Genomic DNA, 23,530 nt, shown 5'->3' with positions numbered 1-23,530 from the left:
AGGATTCGCCGCGTGCGGCCGGCGACGCACGCTGAGCGGGAATCGGTACTATAGTGAGAATTCACCTCCCCATTGGCGTACGCATTTCCATGCACTGGGGAATCTCAGGACTCAATCGACGCAATCTCGCCATGACCGACAGACTCGACGGCGTAACGACCTTCGTCCAGGTCGTGGAATCGGGCAGCTTTGCGCTGGCCGCGCAGCGGCTCGACATGACGCGTTCCGCGGTCGGCAAGGCGATCGCGCGGCTCGAGAAGCGGCTCGGCGCACGGCTGCTGCAACGCACGACGCGCAGCCAGAGCCTGACCGACGACGGCCAGGCGTACTACGACCGCTGCGTGCGCGCGCTGGCGGAACTCGAAGCGGCGGAAGCCGATCTCGACTGCGGCCGCCACGAGGCGCGCGGCAAGCTGCGGCTGAGCGTGCCGCTCGCATTCGGGCACCACTGCGTGACGCCGATCGTGCTCGACCTCGCGCGCAATTACCCTGACCTGCGGATCGACGTGTCGATCACCGACCGCTTCGTCGATCTCGTCGAGGAAGGGATCGACCTCGCGGTGCGGATCGGCACGCTCGCGGACAGCACGAGCCTCGCGGTGCGGCGGCTCGGCACGCAATACGGCAGCCTCGGCGCGGCGCCGTCGTATCTCGCGCGTTACGGGACACCGAAGACGCTCGACGACCTGAAGCACCACCGGACGATCGCCTATTCGCGTTCGGGCGTGGTGCAGCCGTGGGACTTGCGCGCGCCGGACGGCTCGACGGTACGGATCGACATGCCGCATCAACTGAGTTTCGACGACGTGCAGGCGATCGCCGCGGCCGGTGCGTCGGGGTTCGGGATCGCGTGGCTGCCGAGCTGGCTGCTCGACCATTACGTGAAGCGCGGGGAGATGGCGGTCGTGCTGGATCGCTGCTTCGTCTGCGAAGGCGACATTCACGCGATCTGGCCGAAGACGCGCTACTTGCCGCGCAAGACGCGCTGCGTGATCGATGCGCTCGCGCAGGCGGTTCCGCCGATGATCGAGCGAGCGGACGAAGCGCGATGAGACGCGTGAAAGCCGACGCGCCGCACGGCGCGTCGGCGCATCACGCCGCGCCGAGATCGGCGAGCGGATGTGCGAACAGCTTCCACGGCGACGTCAGGAAATGCCGCACGCGCTCGGGGCGCAGCTCGACGAGCGACGCAGGGGCCCAGCGCGGCTTGCGATCCTTGTCGACGAGATGCGCGCGCACGCCTTCGCAGAAATCGCCTTCCTCGATCGCGCGCGCCACGATGCCGAGCTCCATCCGGAACGATTCCGCGAGCGTCATCTGCCGGCCGCGCAGCAGCGCTTCGCGCGTCACCGCGAGCATCGTCGGCGAATGGCTCGCGAGCGCATCGAGCGTCGCCTGCAACCATTGACGGTGCTCGCGCGCCAGCTCGTCGCGCGCCAGGTCCTGCGTGAGCGTGGCGACGATCCGCTCGACGGTCGAGCGCTTGTCGAAGTGGCGGACGATCCACGGCATCTGGCCATCGAGCGCCGCGTGCGGCACCACGTTGCACGGCGGCTCGAACACCTTGCGCAGCAACGGCAGCGCATCGCCGTCCCACTTCACGCTTTCGATGCGCGTCTCGAACGTGTCGAGCCACGCGGACGGCACGCACAGGTCCGCGAGTTTCGCGCTCAGTGCGTCGGCGCCCGACAGCATCGCGCCGGTCAGCCCCACGTACAGTTCGAGTTCGGCCGGCATGCGCGACAGGAAATGCGTCGCCCCCACGTCGGGCACGAGGCCGATGCGCGTTTCCGGCATCGCGATCTTGCTGCGCTCGGTCGCGACGCGCAGCGCCGCCCCCTGCGCGAGCCCCATGCCGCCGCCCATCGTCACGCCGTCCATCAGCGCGACCACCGGCTTCGGGAACGTGTGGATCGCGTAGTCGAGCCGGTATTCGTCGACGAAGAACGGCAGCCAGGTCTCGCGCTGCGCGACCATCCTGTACAGCGCACGCACGTCGCCGCCCGCGCAGAAGCCCTTCTCGCCCGCGCCGCGCAGTACGACCGCGACGATCCGGTCGTCGTGGCGGCAGCGCTCGAACAGCGCGGTCAGCTCGCCGATCATCGCGTACGACAGCGCGTTGAGTGCGGCCGGCCGGTTCAGCGTGATCAGCGCCACGCGGTTCACCACGCGATACAGCACCTCGGGCGCATGCTCCGCGGATGCGTCGTGATTCGTCACCGGCGTGCTCATCGTTGCGACTCCTCATCGGTGCGCCACTGCGGTGCGCGCTTGCCAAGGAACGCCGCCACGCCTTCGCGCGGATCGGCCGTGTCGAACAGGTCGACGAAGCGTTCGCGCTCGACCGCGAGCGCCGCGCCGCGCGGCACGCCGCGACGGGCGAGGCCGATCAGCTCCTTGCTGTAGGCGAGCGCGTGCGGGCTTTGCCGCACGACGTCGCGCGCCAGCGCGAGCGCCGCATCGCGCGCGGCGCCGCTTTCCACCACGTCCTCGACGAGGCCGATCCGCAGCGCAGTGGCCGCATCGACGCGCGCGCCGGTCAGGATGATCTTCTTCGCCCAGCCTTCGCCGACGAGCCAGGGCAGCGTCTGCGTGCCGAGCCCGCACGGCAGCAGGCCGACCGACGGTTCGGGCAGCGCCATCTGCGCATGCGCCTCCGCGATCCGCAGGTCGCACGCGAGCGCGCATTCGAGGCCGCCGCCCATCGCATAGCCGTTGATCGCCGCGATCGTCACGACGCGCGCATCGTGCAGCGCCTCGAACGCCGCGCCGAAGCGCGACGCCATCGCGCGTGCGACCGCACGATCGCCGTCGGCGAACGTGTTGAGGTCGGCGCCCGCGCTGAAGAACTTCGGGCCGTCGCCGGTGATCACCAGCGCGCGCACGCGCGGGTTCGCATTCAGTTCGGCGACGCTCGCCTGCAGTTGCCGCAGCCCGTCGGCGGTAAAGGCGTTCGCGGGCGGACGCTTGAGCGTCGCGCACGCGATCGCGCCGTCGTCGACGTAGTCGAGTTCGATCATGAGGCGTCCTTCTTCGTGGCCGGTTGGTACAGGCGGATCACCGCCGAGAAATCGAGCTGGCCGTCGCCGCGGCTGCTCATCGTCTGGTACAACTGCTGCGCGAGCGCGCCGAGATAGACGGGCTGGCGCGCCTGCTTCGCCGCATCGTTCGCGAGGCCGAGATCCTTCAGCATCAGGTCGGTGCCGAAGCCGCCCGTGTAGCCGCGCGACGATGGCGCGGTCTCGATCACGCCCGGATACGGGTTGTAGGTGTCCGAACTCCAGCAGCGGCCCGTCGACGTGTTGACGATGCCGGCCAGCACCTTCGGGTCGATGCCGAGCGCGACGCCGAGCGACATCGCCTCCGACACCGCCGCCATCGAGATGCCGAGCACGAGGTTGTTGCAGACCTTTGCGACCTGCCCCATGCCCGTCGCGCCGCAGTGGACGATGTTTTTGCCCATGCCGGCGAGCACGGGCTTCACGCGCTCGAAATCCGCATCGCTGCCACCGACCATGAAGGTCAGCGTGCCGGCCGCCGCGCCGCCGGTGCCGCCCGACACCGGCGCATCGACGAACGCGCCGCCGTGCTCGCGCACCAGCGCGCCGAACGCCTGCGCGCTCGCCGGGTCGATCGTGCTCGAATCGATCACCGTCGCGCCCGCGCCGAGGCCGGCCAGCACGCCGTTCTCGCCGGACAGCACCGAGCGCACGTGCGGCGCGGCCGGCAGCATCGTGATCACGAACGTCGCGCCCGACGCCGCATCGCGCGGCGACGCGGCCGCCTGCGCGCCGGCGTCCTGCAGCGCGCGCAACGCGTCGGCGCTCAGGTCGAACGCATGCACGTCATGGCCGGCTTTCAGCAGGTTCAGCGCCATCGGCGCGCCCATGTGGCCGAGGCCGATGAATCCGATTTTCATGTTCGTTTCCTCCACCGCTCAATGCAGCCGGATCGTCGTATTCACCGGGCCGGCCGTCGTGTCGTCGTCGAACCAGCGCGCGGTGACCGTCTTGGTCTGCGTGTAGAACTGCACGACCTGCTTGCCGTACGGGCCGAGATCGCCCAGCTTCGAGCCGCGCGAACCGGTGAAGCTGAAGAACGGCACCGGCACCGGAATCGGAATGTTGATGCCGACCTGGCCGACGTCGATCTCGCTCTGGAACTTGCGCGCCGCCGCGCCGCTCTGCGTGAAGATGCCCACGCCATTACCCATCGGGTTCGCGTTGACGAGCGCGATCGCGTCGTCGAGCGTGTCGACCTCCATCACGACCAGCACCGGCCCGAAGATTTCATGCGTGTAGATCGACATGTCGGTCGTCACGCCTGAGAAGATCGTCGGGCCGATGAAGTTGCCGTCCTCGTAGCCGGGCACCTTCACGTCGCGACCGTCGAGTTCGAGCTTCGCGCCTTCCTTGATGCCCGCGTCGATCAGCGTCAGGATCCGCGCCTTCGCGCCGCGCGACACGACCGGGCCGACGTCGGTGCCCGCTTCGGCTCCCGCGTTGACCTTCAGCGCCTTCGCCTTCGCGACGATGTCGGGCAGCCACTCGCGCGCCTTGCCCACCAGCACCGCGACCGAGGTCGCCATGCAGCGCTGGCCGGCCGCGCCGAAGCCCGCGCCGACGAGCGCGTTGATCGCCTGCTCGCGGTTCGCGTCGGGCAGCACGATCGCGTGGTTCTTCGCACCCATCATCGACTGCACGCGCTTGCCATGCTGGCCGCCCAGGTTGTACACGTGCGTGCCGACCGCCGTCGAACCCACGAACGAGATCGCCTTCACGAGCGGATGCGTGCAGATCGCGTCGACGACTTCCTTGCCGCCATGCACGACGTTCAGCACGCCTTTCGGTATGCCGGCCTCGAGCGCGAGCTCGACGAGTTCCATCGTCGACATCGGGTCCTGCTCCGACGGCTTCAGCACGAACGTGTTGCCGCACACGATCGCCATCGGGAACATCCACAGCGGGATCATCGCGGGGAAATTGAACGGCGTGATGCCCGCGCACACGCCGAGCGGCTGGCGCAGCGTGTAGGTGTCGACGCCGCCCGCGACGTTCTCCGCGAATTCGCCCAGTTGCAGCGTGCCGATCGAGCATGCGTGCTCGACCACTTCGAGGCCGCGGAAGATGTCGCCTTCGGCGTCGGGAATCGTCTTGCCCTGCTCGGCCGTCAGCGTCTTCGCGATGCGCTGCTGGTTCGCGCGCACCAGATCCTGGAACTTCAGCATGATGCGCATGCGCGCGGCGATCGGCGTGTTCTTCCACGTCGCATAGGCGGCGTGCGCGGCCTGCACGGCCGCGTCGACTTCCGCGACGGTCGCGAACGGCACGCGCGCGAGCACCTGCTGCGTCGCCGGGTTGACGACGTCGCGCCACTCGTCGGTGGCGGACTCGACGAAAGCGCCGTCGATCAGCAGCTTGACCGTCGGCACGTCTTGCCCCGTACGGGGCGTCGGATTCGCGTTCATCAGCGTTTTCTCCTTAGTGGGTCGCGGCGTGGCGGCATGCCGCCGCGCGACCGGTTCGATTCGGCTGCGGGCGGCGGCCGCGGCATGCGGCGCGCGCCGCCCGCGGCCGGTCATTTCAGTTCGGCGGCGAAATCCTCTTCCCAGTATTCGCCGGGCATGCGCGCGGTCGCGTCGTCGCCGCGCTCGATCTCGCGGCGGCGCAGCTCGACGCGGCGGATCTTCCCCGAGATCGTCTTCGGCAGCTCCGCGAATTGCAGGCGGCGAATGCGCTTGTACGGCGCGAGCTTCTCGCGCGAAAAACGGAAGATCTCCAGCGCGAGCGCGGGGCTTTCCTCGTAGCCCTGGCGCAGTGTGATGAAAGTCTTCGGCACCGACAGCCGTACCGGGTCCGGGCTCGGCACGACGGCCGCCTCGGCGATCGCCGGATGCTCGATCAGCACACTCTCGAGTTCGAACGGGCTCAGCCGGTAGTCGGACGACTTGAACACGTCGTCCGCGCGGCCGACGTACACGTAGTAGCCGTCGTCGCGACGCATCGCGATATCCGACGTGCGGTAGTGGCCGTCGCGCATCGCATGGGCCGTCGCGTCGGGATTGTTCGCATAGCCGTTCATCAGCCCGACCGGGCGCGCGGCGCCATCGCCGAGTGGCAGCGCGACCTCGCCTTCGCTGACGGGCGCGCCGTCCGGATCGAGCAGCGCGATCCGGTAGCCGGGCAGCGGCCGGCCCATCGACCCCGCGACCACCGGCTGGCCCGGTGAGTTGCCGATCAGGCAGGTCGTCTCGGTCTGGCCGTAGCCGTCGCGGATCGAGATGTTCCACGCCTTCTTCACGCGCTCGATGATCTCGGGATTCAACGGCTCGCCCGCGCCGACGATCTCGCGCAGCTTCACGTCGAACGACGCGAGCGGCTGCTGCACGAGCATGCGCCACACGGTCGGCGGCGCGCACAGCGTGGTCACCCGGTATTTGACGAGCGCATCGAGCACGACCTTCGGCTCGAAGCGCGCATAGTTGAACGCAAACACGCACGCCTGCGCATTCCACGGCGCGAAGAAGCAGCTCCACGCATGCTTCGCCCAGCCGGGCGAGCTGATGTTCCAGTGGATGTCACCCGGCTGCAGGCCGACCCAGTACATCGTCGACAGATGGCCGACCGGATAGGTGCGATGCGTATGCTCGACGAGCTTCGGCTTGGACGTCGTGCCCGACGTGAAGTACAGCAGCATCGGATCGTTCGCGTGCGTGACGGCGTCCGGCTCGAACGCGGCGCTCGCCGCATAGCCGTCGTTCATCGCGAGCCAGCCCGCGCGCGGCGCGCCGGCGACGATCTTTTGCGCGAGGCCGAGATCGGGTTGCTCGAACTTCGCGGTTTCGTTCTCGTCGACGATCGCGTATTTCGCGCCGCCGATCCGCACGCGGTCGCGCACGTCGTCGGGCGACAGTTGCGTGGTGGCGGGCAACACGATCGCGCCGAGCTTCATCGCGGCCAGCATCGCGTCCCACAGCTCGACACGGTTCGGCAGCATCAGCAGAATGCGGTCGCCACGTACGACGCCGATCGAGCGCAGCCAGTTCGCGATCCGCGACGAACGCTCGGACATCTGCGCGAACGAATACGGATCGCCCGTGCCGGTCGCCGCATCGACGATCCACAGCGCGGGCTGGTCGTTGCCGCGCGCCATCGGGTCGAAGTAGTCGAGCGCCCAGTTGAACGCATCGAGCACCGGCCATTCGAACTCGCGGTACGCGGTGTCGTAGTCGGTGCGATGGCGCAGCAGGAAGTCGCGTGCATCCAGGAATGCCTGTACCGTCATGTGTCGTCTCCGTCCAGTCTCCATGCCCAGCGGTCAACCGGCGCATGTGCCGCAGCACATGCCCGGCTCCGTGTTGCACGGCGCACGGTCACGTCGTTGCGTGCCGCGTTCGCCGCGCTGCCCTCGTGCCCTGCGTGATGCCGTCGTCGGCGCGACCGTCGCGACTCAAAGCTGTCTCGCGATCACCATCCGCTGCACTTCGCTCGTGCCTTCGTAAATCTGCGTGATGCGCGCGTCGCGATAGTGACGCTCGACTTCGTAATCGACCAGATAGCCGTAGCCGCCGTGAATCTGGATCGCGTCCGAGCACACGCGTTCGGCCATCTCGGACGCGAACAGCTTCGCCTGCGACGCTTCCGACAGGCACGGCAACCCGGCCGTGCGCAGCTTCGCCGCGTGATGCACGAGCAGGCGCGCGGCGTTGATCTGCACGGCCATGTCGGCGAGCTTCTGTTGGATCGCCTGATGCTCGGCGATCGGCTTGCCGAACTGCACGCGCTCGCCCGCATAGCGGCGCGCCTTGTCGAACGCGGCGCGCGCGATGCCGAGCGCCTGCGCGGCGATGCCGATGCGCCCGCCTTCGAGGTTCGACAACGCGATCTTCAGCCCTTCGCCGCGATTGCCGAGCAGGTTTTCTTCGGGAATCGCGCAGTTCTCGAACGTGATCGGGCAGGTGTCGGACGCGCGGATGCCCATTTTCTTCTCGGGCTTGCCGACGATGAAGCCCGGCGTGTCGGTCGGCACCAGGAACGCGGAAATGCCGCGCTTGCCGGCTTCGGGGTCGGTCATGGCAAAAACGATCGCGACGCCCGCGCGCTGGCCGTTGGTCACGAACTGCTTCGCACCGTTCAGCACCCATTTGCCGTCGCGCAATTCGGCCCGCGTGCGCAGGTTGTTCGCCTCGGAACCGGCATGCGGCTCGGTCAGGCAGAATGCGCCGATCACGCGGCCGGCCGCCATGTCGGCCAGCCAGCGATCCTTCTGCGCGGGCGTGCCGAAGCCGAGGATCGGCCCACAGCCGACCGAGTTGTGCACGCTCATCATCGTCGCGCACGCGGCGTCGCCGGCCGCCACTTCCTCCATCGCCAGCGCGTAGGCCACGTAATCCGTATACGAGCCGCCCAGTTCCTGCGGCACGATCATCCCGAGCAGGCCCAGTTCGCCGAGCTGCGCGACGATCGCGTCGGGCAGGTTGGCGTCGCGGTCCCACTGCGCGGCGTTCGGCGCCAGCATCTCCGTGGCAAAAGCGCGCGCCGCATCGCGGATCATCCGCTGGTCTTCGGTGTAAAGCTCGTCCATGTGCTGCAGTCTCCCGCGGCCGCCGGGCGCGACCGTCCTTGCGTTTCGATGCAACAAGTGTAGGCAAGCACGCGCGACTGTTCGATGCTCGCGTCGCTCATTTACACTGAGCGTTTTTGCCATACCGGCGACACCGATGAAGCAGGAAGACAAGGGAACCGTCGCGATCGGCCTCGTCGCGTACAGCGTCGCGCTGGCCACGCGGCGCGGCGTCGCGGCCGAGCCGCTGCTCGCGCAGGCCGGCATCGCGCCCGCGCTGCTCGGGCAGCCGCGCGCACGCGTGTCCGCACAGCAATATGGCGCGTTGTGGAACGCCATCGCGCGCACGCTCGACGACGAATTTTTCGGGCAGGATCGCCACCCGATGCGCAGCGGCAGCTTCATCGCGATGAGCCAGGCCGCGCTGTCCGCCCGCGACGGGCTTCACGCGATGGCGCGCGCGGTGAATTTCATGCACTGCGTGCTCGACGACCTGCACGCCGAACTCGACGCGAACCCGCAGCGCGTGCGGCTGCGTTTCGTGCACCGCAACGGCGCGACGCCCGCGATGTTCACGTACGCGACCTATTTCATCATCGTCTACGGCCTCACGTGCTGGCTGATCGGCCGGCGCATTCCGCTGTTGCACGCGAGCTTCCGTTGCGACACGCCGCCCGCCGATCACGAATATCCGTCGATGTTCTGCGACGACATGCGTTTCAACGAGCCCGATTCGTATGTCGATTTCGATCCCGAATTCGCGACGCTGCCGGTCGTGCAGAACGCGAAGACGCTGAAAACGTTTCTGCGCAACGCGCCGGCCAGCTTCATCGTCAAGTACCGCAACCCGAACGCGCTCGCGCAGCGCGTGCGCGCAGTGCTGCGCGGGATGCCGCCCGCCGCGTGGCCGGGCGCGGGCGGGATGGCCGCGCGGCTGCACGTGGCCGAGGCCACGCTGCGACGCAAGCTGCACCAGGAAGGCCACGCGTACCAGTCGATCAAGGACACGCTGCGGCGCGATCTCGCGTTCGAGGCGCTGGCAGACCCCACACGCACGATCGCCGACGTCGCGGCCGCGACCGGATTCGCGGAGCCGAGCGCGTTCTACCGCGCGTTCCGCAAATGGAGCGGGCGCAGCCCGGCCGACTATCGCGACGAAGTGCTCGCGCGCGGTGGCGGCGCCAGCTGAATCCGGCCGGCGCGGCCGCACCTTCGCGCTTTGCCCCGAAACCGCCTAATCTTCAAGTATCGGGCCCACGCCCTTTCCGCAAGCCGGACGGCACGCGGCCGTGCGCCGCCCGGACGTCCCGATGCGCTTTCACCGTCATGAGCCGCCGCCGGCGCCTGCCGCGCCCGCCGGCCGCCCCCGTCACCCGCTGTCCGCGCGGGTCGCGCGCGCCGCGCTGTTCGCGGCGCTGCTCGTCGTATGCGCCGCGCTCGCCGCGCCGCCATCGGCCGACGCGCCGGCCGCGCGTCCGGTCGTCGTGATCCCCGTCAACGGCGCGATCGGCCCGGCCAGCGCCGATTTCATCGTGCGTTCGCTCGACCGCGCGGCCCGCGAGCACGCGCCGCTCGCGATCGTGCAGCTCGACACCCCCGGCGGCCTCGATACGTCGATGCGGCAGATCATCAAGGCCATCCTCGGCTCGCCGGTGCCGGTCGCCGCGTTCGTCGCGCCGGGCGGCGCGCGGGCGGCGAGCGCGGGCACCTACATCGTCTATGCGAGCCACTTCGCGGCAATGGCGCCCGGCACCAATCTCGGCGCGGCGTCGCCCGTGCAGTTCGGCATCGGCGGCGCCGCTCCGCCGGGCGCGCCCACCGGTGCATCGGGTGCATCCGCCCCGGCCGCCGCGCTGCCGACCGACACGCAATCGACCGAGATCCGCAAGGCGATACAGGACGCTTCCGCGTACATCCGCGGCCTCGCTCAATTGCGCGGGCGCAATGCGGAATGGGCCGAGCGCGCGGTGCGCGAGGCCGTGAGCCTGCCGGCGAACGAGGCGCGCATGCAGCACGTCGTCGACCTGATCGCGCAGGATCCGGCCGATCTCGCGCGCCAGCTCGACGGCCGCGCCGCGACGACCACCGCCGGCACGCTGCATCTCGCGACCGCGCACGCGCCGCTAATCGTGCTCGCGCCCGACTGGCGCAGCCGCTTCCTGGCGATCATCGCCGATCCGAACGTCGCGCTGATCCTGCTGACCATCGGCATCTACGGCCTCTTCTTCGAATTCGCGAACCCCGGTTTCGTGCTGCCGGGCGTCGCCGGCACGATCTGCCTGCTGATCGGGCTGTTCGCGATGCAGTTGCTGCCGGTCAGCTATGCGGGCCTCGGCCTCGTGCTGCTCGGGCTCGGCTGCCTCGTCGCCGAGGCATTCCTGCCGACCTTCGGCGTGCTCGGGTTCGGCGGAATCGTCGCGTTCACGATCGGCGCGCTGATGCTGATCGACACCGACGTGCCCGGCTACGGGATTCCGTGGCCCGTGATCGCGAGCCTCGCGCTCGGCGGCGGGCTGCTCGTCGCGGGCGTGTCGAGCGTCGCGCTGCGCGCGCGGCGCCGCCCGGTCGTGACGGGCGCCGAGGCGATGCTCGGCAGCATCGGCGAAGTCCTCGACGACGGCCTGCATCCGGACCAGCCGAACGACGCGGCCGGCGCGCCGCCGTCGGCCGCCGGCTGGGCGCGCGTGCACGGCGAGCGCTGGCGCGTGGCGAGCAGCACGCCGCTGGCCGCCGGCTGCCGCGTGCGCGTCACCGGCCGCCACGGGCTGACGCTGACGGTCGCGCCGCTCTACGACGTGCCCGCCCCCGCCCATCCCCAGGGAGAACCTCCATGATCGGTTACACGTTCGGCTTCAGCAGCGTCCTGGTCGTCTTCGTCGTGGTGCTCGTCGCGTCGTCGATCCGCATCTTTCGCGAATACGAGCGTGGTGTCGTGTTCATGCTCGGCCGGTTCTGGAAAGTGAAGGGGCCGGGGCTGGTGCTGATCATCCCGATCGTCCAGCAGGTCGTGCGGATCGACCTGCGCACCGTCGTGTTCGACGTGCCGCCGCAGGACGTGATCACGCGCGACAACGTGTCGGTGAAGGTCAACGCGGTCGTGTATTTCCGTGTCGTCGATCCGGAGAAGGCCGTGATCCAGGTCGCGCACTTTTTCGACGCGACGAGCCAGCTCTCGCAGACGACGTTGCGTTCGGTACTCGGCAAGCACGACCTCGACGCACTGCTGGCCGAGCGCGAGCAACTGAACGCGGACATCCAGAAGACGCTCGACGCGCAGACGGACGCGTGGGGGATCAAGGTGTCGACGGTCGAGATCAAGCACGTCGACCTGAACGAGACGATGATCCGCGCGATCGCCCGGCAGGCCGAAGCCGAGCGCGAGCGGCGCGCGAAAGTGATTCATGCGGAAGGCGAATTGCAGGCGTCGGAGAAGCTGCTGCAGGCCGCGCAGCGGCTCGCGCAGCAGCCGCAGGCGATGCAGTTGCGCTACCTGCAGACGTTGACGACGATCGCCGCGGACAAGAATTCGACGATCGTGTTCCCGCTGCCGATCGATCTGCTGGGGGCGTTGCTGGAGCGGTTGGGGGGGAAGCGGGAGGATTAGCGGTGCTGATGTGCGTATGGACGATACCCGGCCATCGTGCAACGGAGCGTGACACGATGGCGGCAGGCGTGGCCCGGTCGCTCAATACCCGGCTTCCCGTTGATGCCTGATCGTCAGGATCGCGACGCCATCATCATCGACCCTGTACATCACCACGTATCCGCTGTCGCCGAAATCGATCAGCCATTCGCGAAAAACCGTATCGAGTTCGTCGACGGGACGGCCGAGCCGGGGCTGTCGAACCAGAACGTCGACGCCAGTACGAATCGCCTTGATCGCACGACGCGCGGCCAGCGGATCCTGGTCGGCGAGAAAACGATGAAGGCGAACAATCGCTTGCTGGGCAGTTCGCGTCCAGATCAGTCGTGACACTCGGGCGGCTCCGCTGCTTCACCGGCCTCGAGCTTCTCGAGATACGCGTCCATCTCCTCGTGCGTCACGTGCAGCCCCGTCGACTGATAGTCTGCCCATGCCTGCATCGCTTCCTGCTTGAACGACTCGCGCTTTTCCTCGCGCGCCACATATTGCGCGATCGCCTCGCGCATGATCCAGTGCGGCGTGCGCCGACGCTGTTCGGCCAGATGACGCACCCGCTCCTGAAGGGCCGGATCGAGTTTGATCGAGGTTGCCACGATAAAAAGTATCCAGAGGTATTACCTTTGAATATTGTAGGTCTGGCCTCGCTCGAAAAGCAATATTGGATCGACACCGAAAAGTACCCCGGCCATCAGTGCGCTAGAGCCTTCCTTCCATTTCGCCTCTCCATTAGGACAAATCCTCACCCCACGGGGCTAGCGCGTTTTCCGGAACCGTCTATTATCGTTACATCGCGCAATGACACATTAAATGCTGACTGAATAGCTCGTGGTGATGAACACTGGCGGGCGCGTTCCGGATCAGCACCCTCGACGGAGACGCATCATGACCGCCCACCACCCGCTGCCGGAAGTCCATCTCGACGAGTTGCCGCAATTCCGCGCGGTCCAGCAGCTCGCGTACCGCTGCGTCGAAACCGTCGGCGCGATGCTGTACCCCGGCATCACCGAGAAGGAAGCCGCGCGCCTCTTGACCGAATGGCTGCAGGACAACGGCGTGCACGACTGGCTGCACAAGCCGTTCGCATGGTTCGGCGATCGCACCGCGTTCGAGGGCTTCTCCGGCCTCAAGCACATGGGCGGCTTCAATCTCGCGTTCTTCCCGAGCAACCGCCAGCTCGAAACCGACATGCCGGTGATCCTCGACGTCGCGCCGGTGCTCGACGGCATCGTCGCCGATGTCGGCTACGCGCACTGCCTCGGCCGCAACCCGATCCTCGAGCAGTTGCAGGACGACCTGATGGACCATCGCGACATGATCGTGCGGCTCGTGAAGGCGCGCCGGCCGATGGCGGAAGTCGCGCAGGAAGTCGACGCGCTGTGCCGCCGCCAGGGCGTCGAGCCGCGCCACAAGGCCTACCCGTTCAAGGTGCTCGCGCATCGTGTCGCGAAGATCCACAAGCTGTCGAAGCCGCGCTTCGTCGCCCGCTTCGGGCTGAACGCGACGCGCAACCTGCTGCTCGACCAGGGCCGCGCGGCGAAGCAGCAAGGCTGGTCGCCGCTGTGGTCGATCGACCGCCGCTCCGAGCATGCGCCCGTGCCGGGCCTGTGGGCCGTCGAGCCGCATCTCGGCTTCGCGGGCGTCGGCGCGAAATTCGAGGAACTGCTGGTGATCACCGACGACGACGCGTACTGGCTCGACGACGATCTGCCGCACGTGCGCCGCTGGCGCCGCCGCCAGGCCGAACGCGCGCACGCCGCGGCGAACGTGCCGGCCGCTGCCTGACGCACCCGCTCCCGCCTCCCGACTCTCTGAACGACGGACTCACGATGCAGTCTCTTTCCGACGAAGCGCCGCTGGCCCTGTTCGAATCGGTTCACGCCGAAACGGCGGTCGCCTCCGGCGACCTGACGCTCGCGGTCAGGACCTGGGGCGATCCGGCCCGCTCGCCGGTCGTGCTCGTGCACGGCTATCCCGACGACAGCAGCGTCTGGCAGCACGTCGCGCCACTGCTCGCACGCCGGCACTACGTGATCGCGTACGACGTGCGCGGCGCGGGCCTGTCCGGCGTGCCGAAGCGCACGGCCGACTACCATCTCGCGAAGCTGACCGACGATTTCGTCGCGGTGATCGATGCGCTCTGCCCGGGCCGCGCCGTGCACCTCGTCGCACACGACTGGGGCTCGATCCAGGGCTGGGAATTCGTCACCGACCCGCGCCTCGCCGGCCGCATCGCGTCGTACACGTCGTGCTCGGGGCCATGCCTCGACCACGTCGGCTTCTGGCTGCGCGAGCGCGTGCTGCGCCCGACGCCCGCGTCGCTGGCCACGCTCGGCGGCCAGCTCGTGCGCTCGTGGTACGTGTATCTGTTCCACCTGCCGCTCATCCCCGAGCTCGGCTGGCGGCTGTGGCTCGGCCGCGCGTGGCCGGGCCTGCTGCGCCGGCTCGAGAAAACGCCCGCCGCGCAGCGGCCGACCCAGGCCGACGACGGCGCGCGCGGCGTACGCCTCTATCGCGCGAACTTCATCCGCTGCCTGTTCGCGCCGCGCGAACGCTATGCGCACGCACCGGTGCAGACGATCGTGCCGCTCGGCGACAAATACGTGAGCCCCGCGCTGTCCGAGAACCTGTCGCGCTGGGTGCCGCAGTACTACCGCCGCGAAGTCGCTGCCGGCCACTGGCTGCCGCTCGCCGATCCCGCGCGCTTCGCGGATCTCGCCGGGCAATTGATCGACGCGGTCGAATCCGGCAACGAACCGCCTGCGCTCGCTAACGCGCGCCGCCGCGCAACCAGCGGGCGCTTCGGCGGCAAGGTCGCGGTCGTCACCGGCGCGGGCAGCGGAATCGGCCGCTGCGCGGCGCTGGCCTTCGCTCGCGAAGGCGCGACGGTCGTCGCATGCGACATCGATCTCGCGAGCGCCGAGCGCACCGCGCTGCTCATCGGGCTGACCGGCGCGCACGCGCATGCGAAACGTGTCGACGTCGGGTCCGCGGACGAAATGGAAGCGCTCGCGACCTGGGTCGGCGGCGAACTCGGCGGCGCGGACATCGTGATCAACAACGCGGGCATCGGCATGGCCGGCGGCATCCTCGACACGGGCACGCGGGACTGGGAGCGCATCCTGCACGTGAACCTGTGGGGCGTGATCCATGGCTCGCGGCTGTTCGCTCGGCAGATGGCCGCGCGCGGCACCGGCGGGCACATCGTCAACACCGCGTCGGCCGCCGCGTTCGGCCCGTCGCGCGACCTGCCCGCGTATGCGACGACGAAGGCCGCGGTGCTGATGCTCAGCGAATGCATGCGCGCGGAACTGGCGGAGAAAGGCATCGGCGTGACGGCCGTGTGCCCCGGTTTCGCGGAGACCGGAATCATGGCGTCGACGCACTACGCGGGCGCCAGCGCACAGGACGAAGCGCGGCTGCGCAAGCGCGCGACCAGGCTGTACCAGATGCGCGGCCTGAAACCCGAAACCGTCGCGCGGGCGATGGTCGACGGCGTGCTGCGCAACCGCCCCGTCGTGGCGGTCGGCGGCGAAGCGCACGCGATGCGTTTCGTCGGCCGCTTCATGCCGTGGCTGGGCCGGATGCTCGCGCGCATCAGCATGGCATCGCATTGACGGCGCTCGACGCTGCACAGGGACAAGGAGACGACATGACCGATACCGCCGACTACCACAAGATCAAGGCCCGGCACGTGAAGTTCGACTTCAGCGATACGCCGATCACCTGGGTACCGAACGATCCGGGCAGCACGCACATCATCAACACGCTGAACCTGCTGTTCCCGGAAGGCGAGCTGTGGTTCTGCCGCGTGTACAACAAGGCGCTGCCGCTGATCACCGATGCACGCCTGCGCGACGAAGCCGAAGGCTTCCTGCGGCAGGAGGCCGTGCATTCGCGTTCGCACGGCGGCGTGCTCAAGCACTACTACGAGCGCCACGGCATCGACACGAAGCCGTTCACGCAGAAGCTCAACCGGTTGTTCACGCGCGTGCTCGGCGAGCAGCCGCTGGGGCTGAAGATCGGCCATACGCGTTTCTGGCTGCGGCAGCAACTGGCCGTGATCGCGTCGCTCGAGCATTTCTTCGGCTATCTCGGCAACTGGGTGCTCAACGCGCACGGCCTCGACGAAGGCCGCGCCGACCCGACGATGGTCGACCTGCTGCGCTGGCACGGCGCCGAGGAAGTCGAGCACCGCACCGTCGCGTTCGACATCTACCGGCACATGGGCGGCACCTATCCGGAGCGCTGCGTGCATATGGCGTTCGTGATCGTGCTGCTGCTCTACTACATCACAACCGGCGCGAAATTCATGTACCGGCGCGACCCGGACGCCGGCCGTTACCCCGGCTTCGCGCGCGCGTGGCGGCAGGGTTCGCGGCGCGGGCACCTGCCGTCGTTCTGGAAGGTGATCGGCGCGGCGCTGCGCTATTTCAAGCCGGGCTATACGCCGCACCACGAGGGCTCGACCGAGCAGGCACTCGCCTACCTCGCGCGCTCGCCGGCCGCGCAGGCGGCTGCGCACGGCGGCAACTGGGGCACGACGAAAGGCGCGTGAGCGGATGAGCGGGCGGCGTCGCAAGCGGGGTTGCGACGGCGCCGCCGGGCGGCGTCCGCCGAAATGCGTACAATCGCGGCTTCAATTCCCGGAGGTGCCGCGATGGCCATGAAGAAAACCGATCTCGAAAAGAACAAGGCGCTCAAGCTGACGCACGCGATGAAGCAGTCGAGCTCCGCGCGTTTCGGCAAGGGCGCCGAGGAGGCGGCGAAGCTGGATCGCCGCGCGCAACGCAAGCTCGACCAGGAACAGGGCCTCGTGCCGTTCGCGTGCAAGCTCAACGCCGAGTTGGTCGAACAGTTGAAGGCGCGCGCCGCCGACCATCCGAACGGAATGACGGGCCTGCTGTCCGAACTGCTCGTGAACGGGCTCGCGCAACGCGACGCGTGATCGCCGTCCATCTCGAAAATAGTCGTTGACAACGCCGCACGCCGACAACAAAATCGTTCGCATGCCTACGTTCAAGCTCATCGCCATCGCGAATCATTGCCCGGTGAACATTCGAAAGAATGGATCACGGGAGGCGCTTGTGCGTTAGCAATCGAGCAGTACCGCATGTCACACAAGGCCTCGCCGGAAACGGATGAGGCCTTTTTGTTCTGGTGCACGTCATCCGTCCGGCTCACTGAATGGAGAAGACGATGGACCAGGCAAGCCCGCTGTTCGAACGCCGCGATCGGCGCCACGCCGGCACGATCGCGTTACCGACCGTCGTGATCCGCTTCGCGGTCGCGCCGCGCACGACACTGACCTGGCGCGCGCCCAGCGATGCGGAAATTCGTGCGCACGGCGCGCCGCTGTGGATCACGCGCCCACCGAGCATCGACGACTACTGGGTACGCCCCGGCGACGTGCTGCGCATCGCACGCGGCGATCGCATCTGGCTCGGCACCGACGATGACGCGGCGGCCGAAGCGTCGATCACGACGGCATACGTGCGGCGCGGCGAGCGGCTAAGACGCGCGCTCGCGCCACTACGGCGTTTGCTCGTTGGACAATGGCGAAGAAGGGATTGACGCGGTGAGTTCGCACGCACGACGGCAAACCGTGGCGTGCGGAATCACGGTATCCGGAAACGGACGCACCCGCGGCGCAACGCGCCGCAGGTGCGCATCGAAGGACGCGGCACACCCGTGCGTGCCGAAAGCGATCGCGCGCCGTGCGCAGCGAGGGGATGCAGCAGGTGCATCAGGTGCTGGCGGCGAGACGCGGGCCCGTGCTTCGGGGCGTGGAATCGACGTCGGGACGTTGCGCGGCCTGCGAGGTCACCCACGGATCGATGCCCTGCTTCTGCACCTCTTCGAGGAATGACACACGTGTGCGCCAGTAGTCCGCCTGTAATTTCGCATCGATGACGCGCTGTTCGGCTGCGAACAGTTCCATGCGCGCCGTCACGAGCATCGACGCAGCGGTTTTTTCCGGCGTGGGGGCGTGTCGCATCGCCCAGCGGCTGATCCAGTTCAACATGCTGACCTCCGTGATTACGGACGAACCCGCATCGGGCAATCGCAATCGGCCGTTCCTAACTGGCCGTGCCTGACCGGCCGTGCCTGCCCAAACGCGCAATGGCCTTGACCGCCATTCACCGCCTGGCCTGCACGGACTGCGACTCCCCGCGTCGGCAATGACCGGCCGGCGTGTGCATGCGCGGTGTATCTATCCTAGAAAGAGTTGCCGGTTTACGCGATGGGGTCTTGCAATCTTTTACACAGAAACCACAGTCGCCCCCGCATCGCGAAATGACAGTTGCGGACGGGACGGCTTCGGCGCACGATTGCCCGATACCCGCCACCGCCTGGACTGACGAATGACCGCTGCACGCCGCCGCGCGCACGTGCCGGCCGCGCACGTGCATTCGCGTGCACGCGCCGCCTGCACCGCGTTCGTGCAGCATGCGGTCGCCCCGTTTCAGTCGCATGTCATTGCGCACCGGCCGCGTGCGACGCTGCCGCCGTGCCGTTGCGCATGCATCGGCTGGCGTCGTGCGCCGGCCCCGCGCCCCTTCCGCTCGTTTCCCCCGTTTCAGCCATTTCTGCCGGCCCGTGCCCCGCGAACCGGTAAAATGCGCGCCTTCGTCGCGCGGGCGGGCTGCCCGACCGTTCGCGCGCAGGCAATCGATCGTGCCCTCCAACTATATCGTCCGAGCTATCCGCGCTATTACAATCCGCCGATAGCCGGGCAATAGTGGCTGGTTACAGTTAGCCGGCCGCGCTGCCTTTACAACAAATCGGCACAACAATCAACACGACAACCCGACCGGAGAAACGCCTTCATGGAATCCATCAAGCGGTATTTCGGCTTCGCTGAAGCCGGCACCGACTTCCGCACCGAAATACTCGCGGGCGTCACCACGTTCCTGACGATGGCCTACATCATCTTCGTCAACCCCGCGATCCTCGGCGACGCCGGCATGCCGAAGGAATCCGTGTTCGTCGCGACCTGCCTCGTCGCGGCGCTGGCGTCGATCATCATGGGGCTGTACGCGAACTACCCGATCGCCTGCGCGCCCGGCATGGGCCTGAACGCGTATTTCGCGTACACGGTCGTCAAGGGGATGGGCTTCACGTGGCAGGCCGCGCTCGGCGCCGTGTTCATTTCCGGCTGCCTGTTCCTGCTCGTCACGCTGTTCCGCGTGCGCGAGGCGATCGTCAACGGCATTCCGAAATCGCTGCGGATTTCCATTACCGCCGGCATCGGCCTGTTCCTCGGCATCATCTCGCTGAAGACGTCGGGCGTGATCGTCGGCAACCCGGCCACGCTCGTCACGCTCGGCGATCTGCACAAGCCCACGACGATCCTCGCGATCGTCGGCTTCTTCACGATCGTCACGCTCGACCACCTGCGCGTGCGCGGCGCGATCCTGATCGGCATCATCGGCGTGACGATCCTGTCGTTCTTCTTCGGCGACAACCAGTTCCACGGCGTGTTCTCCGCGCCGCCGTCGATCGATGCGACGCTGTTCAAGCTCGACATCCGCGCCGCGCTGTCGACCGGCATCATCAACGTGATCCTCGTGTTCTTCCTCGTCGAGCTGTTCGACGCGACGGGCACGCTGATGGGCGTCGCGAATCGCGCGGGCCTGCTCGTCGAAGGCAAGATGCACCGCCTGAACAAGGCGCTGCTCGCCGACAGCACGGCGATCGTCGCGGGCTCGGTGCTCGGCACGTCGTCGACCACCGCGTATATCGAAAGCGCGTCGGGCGTGCAGGCCGGCGGCCGCACCGGCGTGACGGCCATCACCGTCGCGGCGCTGTTCCTCGCGTGCCTGTTCATCGCGCCGCTTGCCGGCGTCGTGCCGGCCTACGCGACCGCGCCCGCGCTGCTGTACGTGTCGTGCCTGATGCTGCGCGAGATGGTCGAGGTGCCGTGGGACGACGCGACGGAAGCCGTGCCGGCTGCACTGACCGCGCTGCTGATGCCGTTCACGTACTCGATCGCGAACGGCGTCGCGTTCGGCTTCATCGCGTACGGCGGCCTCAAGCTGCTGACGGGCCAGGGCCGCACGGTCAAGCCGATCGTGTGGATCATCGCGGCCGTGTTCCTGTTCCGCTTCTTCTATCTCGGCAGCGAGTAAGCGAAGCGCATCGCTGCACCGCGCGGTGAAATGAAAAAACGCCACCTTCGGGTGGCGTTTTTCGTTTTCGCACGATTCGTCTGCGATCCTGACGAACCCGCGCGCACGCTCCTATCGACGCTCGATCGTCCCGCACGGCCCGCATACGAAAATGCCGCCCGGCCCCGCCGAACGGCATTGCGTGAAGGCAACGTCTTCGCGTGCGCCGCCCGGAGGCGCGCGCCGCCGGACGTGCGTCGTCGTGTCAGCGCCAGTTGGCCTCGTAGAAACGCACGTAGCCGCTGCGCAGCGTCACGCATTGCGCGCGCGTTTCCGACAGCAGGCGCCGCGCGGCCGCCTCGATGCGCTCGCGGTGCTGGTCGAATGCGCCGACCATGTCCTCGAAGCGGGGCGATGCCGCGCCGAAGTGGTCTTCCAGCGCCTCCGCGGTGATCTGGCATTGGACGCGCTCGCCATTGACCAGAGCCGTGAACGCCAGCATCAGGTCACGCCCCGAATACTCAGGCTTCTCGTTCGTGAAATGGATCTGCATGGAAGCCGCCTCGACCGGTAGAAAACGAATGACCGCGTCCGTCGTCCGCCACCGGCCGGACGAAATGGATGCGGGCTCGCCGGCGGAGGCCCCGACCGCGGGGTGTCGCGCAGTCGAGGCATGCCGGTTGAATTCCACTTTAGACGGTTTCGCGCGGGAGACAAAAATTTCGGTGTGCGTCGTTCCGACGCGCATTTCGTCTGATCTGCGCGGCATCCGGCACCGTTTCGCAAACGGAGTCAGTGCGGATCGGTCGGCCAGACGTTGAGCGCGATCGCGGCGGTCGTGACGCCCACCGCAATCGCGGCCGCTCCGTATCTCACCGCGTCGGTCAAATCGAACAGCAATCCGTGGATCGCCACGGCAATGCCGCCCAGCATGATGAAGGTGGCGATGGCCGCCAGCACGACTCTCAGTTCCGCCCGAACCATGATGCGTCTCCCGAACGGATGCATGTCGCGTCGCATGCTTGTTGCAGTGCGGAACACGGCGCGTGCGTGCTCCATTTCCATCATTGCAGGCGGGCGCTTAAAAGCAAGGGGATTTTGTTCGCGGTCGCACATCGCACGTGGCGCTTGTATGATGATGCGTACCCGGACGGACGACTGTCGCGCCGAATGGTGCACCGCGAGCGGAGCCGCACTCCGCCGCCGATTCCGATCCGATCGGCCCCGACGGCCCCGGGAACAGGAGACAAACCATGCCGCAACCCTTCGTGCTGCCCGCCGCCGCGGGGCGTACCGACCTGCTCGCGCAGGCGCATGCGCGTTCGACCGCGGTCGGCCTGCGCGCGCACGAACGCCCAGATTTCTCGCCGCTGTCGCGCGTCGCGCTGCGCGAACTGCTCGACACGAACCACACACTGTTCTCACATGCCCGCCCGGTGATGGAGGATCTTCACGCGCAGATCGCCGAGACGCAAAGCCTGGTGCTGCTGACCGACGCCGACGGCGTGATCCTGCACAGCATCGGCGACGCGGACTTCATCGAGAAAGCCAACCGCGTCGCGCTGTGCAACGGCGTGTCGTGGGCCGAAGGCGCGCGCGGCACCAACGCGATCGGCACCGCGCTCGCGTCGGGCCAGGCCGTCGTCGTGCACGGGTCCGAACATTTCCTGCGCGCCAACCACATCCTCACCTGCGCGTGCGCGCCGATCGCCGATCCGTTCGGCCGCACGCTCGGCACGCTCGACGTGAGCGGCGACCCGCGCGGCGCCAGCCCGCATACGCTCGCGCTCGTGCGGATGTCCGCGCAACTGATCGAGAACCACCTGTTCGCGAACCAGTGCGGCGAAGCGCTGCGGCTGCGCTTTCACGCACACGAGGATTGCGTCGATTCGCTGTTCGCGGGGCTCGTCGCCTTCGGCCCCGATGGCGGGCTGATCGCCGCGAACCGCAGCGCCCAGTTCCAGCTCGGCGCGTCGTTCGACGCACTGCAGCACCAGGCCAGCGACGCGTTGTTCGGCATGCGCTTCGGCCAGCTCGCGCAGCAGGCCGCGCGCGCACCGGGCGCCACGTTCCGCCTCACGCTGTCGACCGGCGTGCGCGTGCTCGCGCGCTGCGAGTTCCCGGAAGCGCAGAAAACGACCGTCGCCGTCAGGCCGGCCGCGCCGGCTGCGCGCGTGCGTGCGCCGGACCCCGACGCGATCACGTTCGCGACGCTCGACACCGGCGACGCGCGCATGGCCGCCGTGCTCGAACGCGTCGCGAAGATCCGCGGGCGCGACCTGCCGCTGCTGATCCTCGGCCAGACCGGCACCGGCAAGGAATGGCTCGCCCGCGCGCTGCACCAGGCGTCGCCGCGCGCGGACGGCCCGTTCGTCGCGGTGAACTGCGCGGCGCTGCCCGATTCGCTGATCGAGGCCGAGCTGTTCGGCTATGAAGACGGCGCGTTCACGGGCGCGCGCAAGCGCGGCAGCCCCGGCAAGATCGCGCAGGCCGACGGCGGCACGCTGTTTCTCGACGAAATCGGCGACATGCCGCTCGCGCAGCAGGTGCGGCTGATGCGCGTGCTGCAGGAGCGCGCGGTGATGCCGCTCGGCGGCGCACGCGCGGTGCCGGTCGACGTGCGCGTGGTCTGCGCGACGCACCGCGACCTGCGCGCGATGATCGCCGACGGCACGTTCCGAGAAGACCTGTTCTACCGGATCAACGGGCTCGCGGTCACGCTGCCGGCGCTCGCCACGCGCACCGACCTGCCGGCGCTCGTCGAGCGGATCCTCGCGCGGCTCGCGCGCAGCGAGCCGATGCCGCGCCGCCTCGCGGCCGACGTGCTCGACGCGTTCGCGCGCCACCGCTGGCCCGGCAACCTGCGGCAGATGACCAACGTGCTGCGTACGGCCGGCATGCTCGCCGAGGACGAAGACGAGATCACGCTCGCGCATTTGCCCGACGATTTCTGGCTCGACTGCGACGACACCGCGGCTGCGCCGGAAGCAGCTACGCCGGCCGGCAAGCGCGAAGGCACGACGCTGCAAAGCCACCAGGCCGCGATGATCGATGCGGTGCTCGCGCGGCATGGCGGCAACGTATCGGCGGCCGCGCGCGAACTCGGTCTCGCCCGCAATACCGTGTACCGGTATCTGCGACGGCACTGACGCCCGCGGCTGGCGGCCGCCGGCCGCCGGCGGGTTCGGGTATGCTTGGCGCGTCGCCGCCGAACCGC

At 68.3% G+C, this 23,530-nt stretch carries 22 protein-coding genes; 11 read left to right on the top strand and 11 right to left on the bottom strand.

The window, feature by feature from the left end:
* Positions 1-131: 131 nt before the first annotated feature.
* Entirely contained in the window at positions 132-1,052 is a 921-nt protein-coding gene (locus tag WS61_RS19285; protein ID WP_059502454.1) for a LysR family transcriptional regulator, read from the top strand.
* Positions 1,053-1,092: 40 nt separating this feature from the next.
* Here the strand turns inward: WS61_RS19285 and WS61_RS19280 are convergent, their stop codons facing one another.
* From WS61_RS19280 to WS61_RS19255, 6 genes are all read right to left on the bottom strand, one after another.
* Complete coding sequence (locus WS61_RS19280) at positions 1,093-2,232, bottom strand: enoyl-CoA hydratase/isomerase family protein (protein WP_059502452.1); 1,140 nt, start codon at positions 2,230-2,232, stop codon at positions 1,093-1,095.
* Entirely contained in the window at positions 2,229-3,020 is a 792-nt protein-coding gene (locus WS61_RS19275; protein ID WP_059502450.1) for an enoyl-CoA hydratase, read from the bottom strand. The genes WS61_RS19280 and WS61_RS19275 overlap by 4 nt, the downstream gene beginning before the upstream one ends.
* Positions 3,017-3,919: a 3-hydroxyisobutyrate dehydrogenase gene (gene mmsB / locus WS61_RS19270; protein WP_059502778.1), complete on the bottom strand. Its 903-nt coding sequence runs from the start codon at positions 3,917-3,919 to the stop codon at positions 3,017-3,019. The genes WS61_RS19275 and mmsB overlap by 4 nt, the downstream gene beginning before the upstream one ends.
* An 18-nt stretch (positions 3,920-3,937) precedes the next feature.
* Entirely contained in the window at positions 3,938-5,467 is a 1,530-nt protein-coding gene (locus WS61_RS19265) for a CoA-acylating methylmalonate-semialdehyde dehydrogenase (RefSeq protein WP_059502776.1), read from the bottom strand.
* A gap of 110 nt (positions 5,468-5,577) precedes the next feature.
* Positions 5,578-7,284, bottom strand: a complete 1,707-nt coding sequence (locus WS61_RS19260; protein ID WP_059502446.1) for an AMP-binding protein — start codon at positions 7,282-7,284, stop codon at positions 5,578-5,580.
* 165 nt (positions 7,285-7,449) lie between these two features.
* A complete protein-coding gene (locus WS61_RS19255; RefSeq protein ID WP_059502445.1) occupies positions 7,450-8,583 on the bottom strand; it encodes an acyl-CoA dehydrogenase family protein in 1,134 nt (377 codons plus the stop codon).
* Positions 8,584-8,719: 136 nt separating this feature from the next.
* On the opposite strand from WS61_RS19255, the gene WS61_RS19250 reads away from it, so the two are divergent.
* The 3 genes from WS61_RS19250 to WS61_RS19240 all read left to right on the top strand — a co-directional run bounded on the left by WS61_RS19250 (position 8,720) and on the right by WS61_RS19240 (position 12,166).
* Entirely contained in the window at positions 8,720-9,751 is a 1,032-nt protein-coding gene (locus WS61_RS19250) for an AraC family transcriptional regulator (RefSeq protein ID WP_059502443.1), read from the top strand.
* A 121-nt stretch (positions 9,752-9,872) separates the two neighbouring features.
* Positions 9,873-11,396, top strand: a complete 1,524-nt coding sequence (locus tag WS61_RS19245) for a nodulation protein NfeD (protein ID WP_059502774.1) — start codon at positions 9,873-9,875, stop codon at positions 11,394-11,396.
* A complete protein-coding gene (locus tag WS61_RS19240; protein WP_059502441.1) occupies positions 11,393-12,166 on the top strand; it encodes a slipin family protein in 774 nt (257 codons plus the stop codon). The genes WS61_RS19245 and WS61_RS19240 overlap by 4 nt, the downstream gene beginning before the upstream one ends.
* Before the next feature lie 81 nt (positions 12,167-12,247).
* Here WS61_RS19240 and WS61_RS33810 read toward each other — a convergent pair whose 3' ends face one another.
* The gene (locus WS61_RS33810) at positions 12,248-12,538 is read right to left on the bottom strand and encodes a type II toxin-antitoxin system RelE/ParE family toxin (RefSeq protein WP_082742335.1); all 291 of its coding nucleotides are present in this window, start codon (positions 12,536-12,538) and stop codon (positions 12,248-12,250) included.
* Positions 12,526-12,798 (bottom strand): CopG family ribbon-helix-helix protein, encoded by a 273-nt coding sequence (locus tag WS61_RS19230; protein ID WP_059502436.1) that lies wholly within the window; start codon positions 12,796-12,798, stop codon positions 12,526-12,528. The genes WS61_RS33810 and WS61_RS19230 overlap by 13 nt, the downstream gene beginning before the upstream one ends.
* 289 nt (positions 12,799-13,087) lie before the next feature.
* Between WS61_RS19230 and WS61_RS19225 the strand changes: the two genes are divergently transcribed.
* The 5 genes from WS61_RS19225 to WS61_RS19205 all read left to right on the top strand — a co-directional run bounded on the left by WS61_RS19225 (position 13,088) and on the right by WS61_RS19205 (position 17,776).
* Positions 13,088-13,987 carry a M24 family metallopeptidase gene (locus tag WS61_RS19225; RefSeq protein WP_059502434.1) on the top strand — a complete coding sequence of 300 codons (900 nt, stop codon included), beginning with the start codon at positions 13,088-13,090 and terminating at the stop codon, positions 13,985-13,987.
* Between the two features lie 44 nt (positions 13,988-14,031).
* A complete protein-coding gene (locus tag WS61_RS19220; RefSeq protein ID WP_059502432.1) occupies positions 14,032-15,819 on the top strand; it encodes an SDR family oxidoreductase in 1,788 nt (595 codons plus the stop codon).
* 35 nt (positions 15,820-15,854) lie between these two features.
* Complete coding sequence (locus tag WS61_RS19215) at positions 15,855-16,760, top strand: metal-dependent hydrolase (protein ID WP_059502772.1); 906 nt, start codon at positions 15,855-15,857, stop codon at positions 16,758-16,760.
* A 102-nt stretch (positions 16,761-16,862) separates the two neighbouring features.
* The gene (locus WS61_RS19210) at positions 16,863-17,150 is read left to right on the top strand and encodes a hypothetical protein (protein ID WP_059502430.1); all 288 of its coding nucleotides are present in this window, start codon (positions 16,863-16,865) and stop codon (positions 17,148-17,150) included.
* A 251-nt stretch (positions 17,151-17,401) separates the two neighbouring features.
* Positions 17,402-17,776 (top strand): DUF2917 domain-containing protein, encoded by a 375-nt coding sequence (locus WS61_RS19205; protein ID WP_059502770.1) that lies wholly within the window; start codon positions 17,402-17,404, stop codon positions 17,774-17,776.
* A 172-nt stretch (positions 17,777-17,948) separates the two neighbouring features.
* Here the strand turns inward: WS61_RS19205 and WS61_RS19200 are convergent, their stop codons facing one another.
* Positions 17,949-18,227: a hypothetical protein gene (locus WS61_RS19200; RefSeq protein WP_034186190.1), complete on the bottom strand. Its 279-nt coding sequence runs from the start codon at positions 18,225-18,227 to the stop codon at positions 17,949-17,951.
* Between the two features lie 805 nt (positions 18,228-19,032).
* Between WS61_RS19200 and WS61_RS19190 the strand changes: the two genes are divergently transcribed.
* A complete protein-coding gene (locus WS61_RS19190) occupies positions 19,033-20,334 on the top strand; it encodes an NCS2 family permease (protein WP_059502425.1) in 1,302 nt (433 codons plus the stop codon).
* 244 nt (positions 20,335-20,578) lie between these two features.
* Here WS61_RS19190 and WS61_RS19185 read toward each other — a convergent pair whose 3' ends face one another.
* Both WS61_RS19185 and WS61_RS19180 read right to left on the bottom strand, forming a co-directional pair.
* The gene (locus WS61_RS19185; RefSeq protein ID WP_006480750.1) at positions 20,579-20,866 is read right to left on the bottom strand and encodes a DUF1488 domain-containing protein; all 288 of its coding nucleotides are present in this window, start codon (positions 20,864-20,866) and stop codon (positions 20,579-20,581) included.
* A 239-nt stretch (positions 20,867-21,105) separates the two neighbouring features.
* On the bottom strand, positions 21,106-21,381 hold the full coding sequence (locus WS61_RS19180; RefSeq protein WP_249189237.1) for a DUF2964 family protein: 276 nt from the start codon (positions 21,379-21,381) through the stop codon (positions 21,106-21,108).
* A 185-nt stretch (positions 21,382-21,566) separates the two neighbouring features.
* Between WS61_RS19180 and WS61_RS19175 the strand changes: the two genes are divergently transcribed.
* Positions 21,567-23,462: a sigma-54-dependent Fis family transcriptional regulator gene (locus WS61_RS19175; protein ID WP_059502424.1), complete on the top strand. Its 1,896-nt coding sequence runs from the start codon at positions 21,567-21,569 to the stop codon at positions 23,460-23,462.
* Positions 23,463-23,530: the final 68 nt, after the last annotated feature.

The organism is Burkholderia sp. ABCPW 11 (assembly GCF_001523445.1).
GTDB lineage: Bacteria > Pseudomonadota > Gammaproteobacteria > Burkholderiales > Burkholderiaceae > Burkholderia.
This window is presented reverse-complemented; position numbering and strand designations above follow the sequence as displayed.

What these genes read in the sequence shown, in the direction of transcription:
- WS61_RS19285 (WP_059502454.1), top strand. Translation starts at nt 132, where the DNA reads ATGACCGACAGACTCGACGGCGTAACGACCTTCGTCCAGGTCGTGGAA.
- WS61_RS19280 (WP_059502452.1), bottom strand. Translation starts at nt 2,232, where the DNA reads ATGAGCACGCCGGTGACGAATCACGACGCATCCGCGGAGCATGCGCCC.
- WS61_RS19275 (WP_059502450.1), bottom strand. Translation starts at nt 3,020, where the DNA reads ATGATCGAACTCGACTACGTCGACGACGGCGCGATCGCGTGCGCGACG.
- mmsB (WP_059502778.1), bottom strand. Translation starts at nt 3,919, where the DNA reads ATGAAAATCGGATTCATCGGCCTCGGCCACATGGGCGCGCCGATGGCG.
- WS61_RS19265 (WP_059502776.1), bottom strand. Translation starts at nt 5,467, where the DNA reads ATGAACGCGAATCCGACGCCCCGTACGGGGCAAGACGTGCCGACGGTC.
- WS61_RS19260 (WP_059502446.1), bottom strand. Translation starts at nt 7,284, where the DNA reads ATGACGGTACAGGCATTCCTGGATGCACGCGACTTCCTGCTGCGCCAT.
- WS61_RS19255 (WP_059502445.1), bottom strand. Translation starts at nt 8,583, where the DNA reads ATGGACGAGCTTTACACCGAAGACCAGCGGATGATCCGCGATGCGGCG.
- WS61_RS19250 (WP_059502443.1), top strand. Translation starts at nt 8,720, where the DNA reads ATGAAGCAGGAAGACAAGGGAACCGTCGCGATCGGCCTCGTCGCGTAC.
- WS61_RS19245 (WP_059502774.1), top strand. Translation starts at nt 9,873, where the DNA reads ATGCGCTTTCACCGTCATGAGCCGCCGCCGGCGCCTGCCGCGCCCGCC.
- WS61_RS19240 (WP_059502441.1), top strand. Translation starts at nt 11,393, where the DNA reads ATGATCGGTTACACGTTCGGCTTCAGCAGCGTCCTGGTCGTCTTCGTC.
- WS61_RS19225 (WP_059502434.1), top strand. Translation starts at nt 13,088, where the DNA reads ATGACCGCCCACCACCCGCTGCCGGAAGTCCATCTCGACGAGTTGCCG.
- WS61_RS19220 (WP_059502432.1), top strand. Translation starts at nt 14,032, where the DNA reads ATGCAGTCTCTTTCCGACGAAGCGCCGCTGGCCCTGTTCGAATCGGTT.
- WS61_RS19215 (WP_059502772.1), top strand. Translation starts at nt 15,855, where the DNA reads ATGACCGATACCGCCGACTACCACAAGATCAAGGCCCGGCACGTGAAG.
- WS61_RS19210 (WP_059502430.1), top strand. Translation starts at nt 16,863, where the DNA reads ATGGCCATGAAGAAAACCGATCTCGAAAAGAACAAGGCGCTCAAGCTG.
- WS61_RS19205 (WP_059502770.1), top strand. Translation starts at nt 17,402, where the DNA reads ATGGACCAGGCAAGCCCGCTGTTCGAACGCCGCGATCGGCGCCACGCC.
- WS61_RS19200 (WP_034186190.1), bottom strand. Translation starts at nt 18,227, where the DNA reads ATGTTGAACTGGATCAGCCGCTGGGCGATGCGACACGCCCCCACGCCG.
- WS61_RS19190 (WP_059502425.1), top strand. Translation starts at nt 19,033, where the DNA reads ATGGAATCCATCAAGCGGTATTTCGGCTTCGCTGAAGCCGGCACCGAC.
- WS61_RS19185 (WP_006480750.1), bottom strand. Translation starts at nt 20,866, where the DNA reads ATGCAGATCCATTTCACGAACGAGAAGCCTGAGTATTCGGGGCGTGAC.
- WS61_RS19180 (WP_249189237.1), bottom strand. Translation starts at nt 21,381, where the DNA reads ATGATGGAAATGGAGCACGCACGCGCCGTGTTCCGCACTGCAACAAGC.
- WS61_RS19175 (WP_059502424.1), top strand. Translation starts at nt 21,567, where the DNA reads ATGCCGCAACCCTTCGTGCTGCCCGCCGCCGCGGGGCGTACCGACCTG.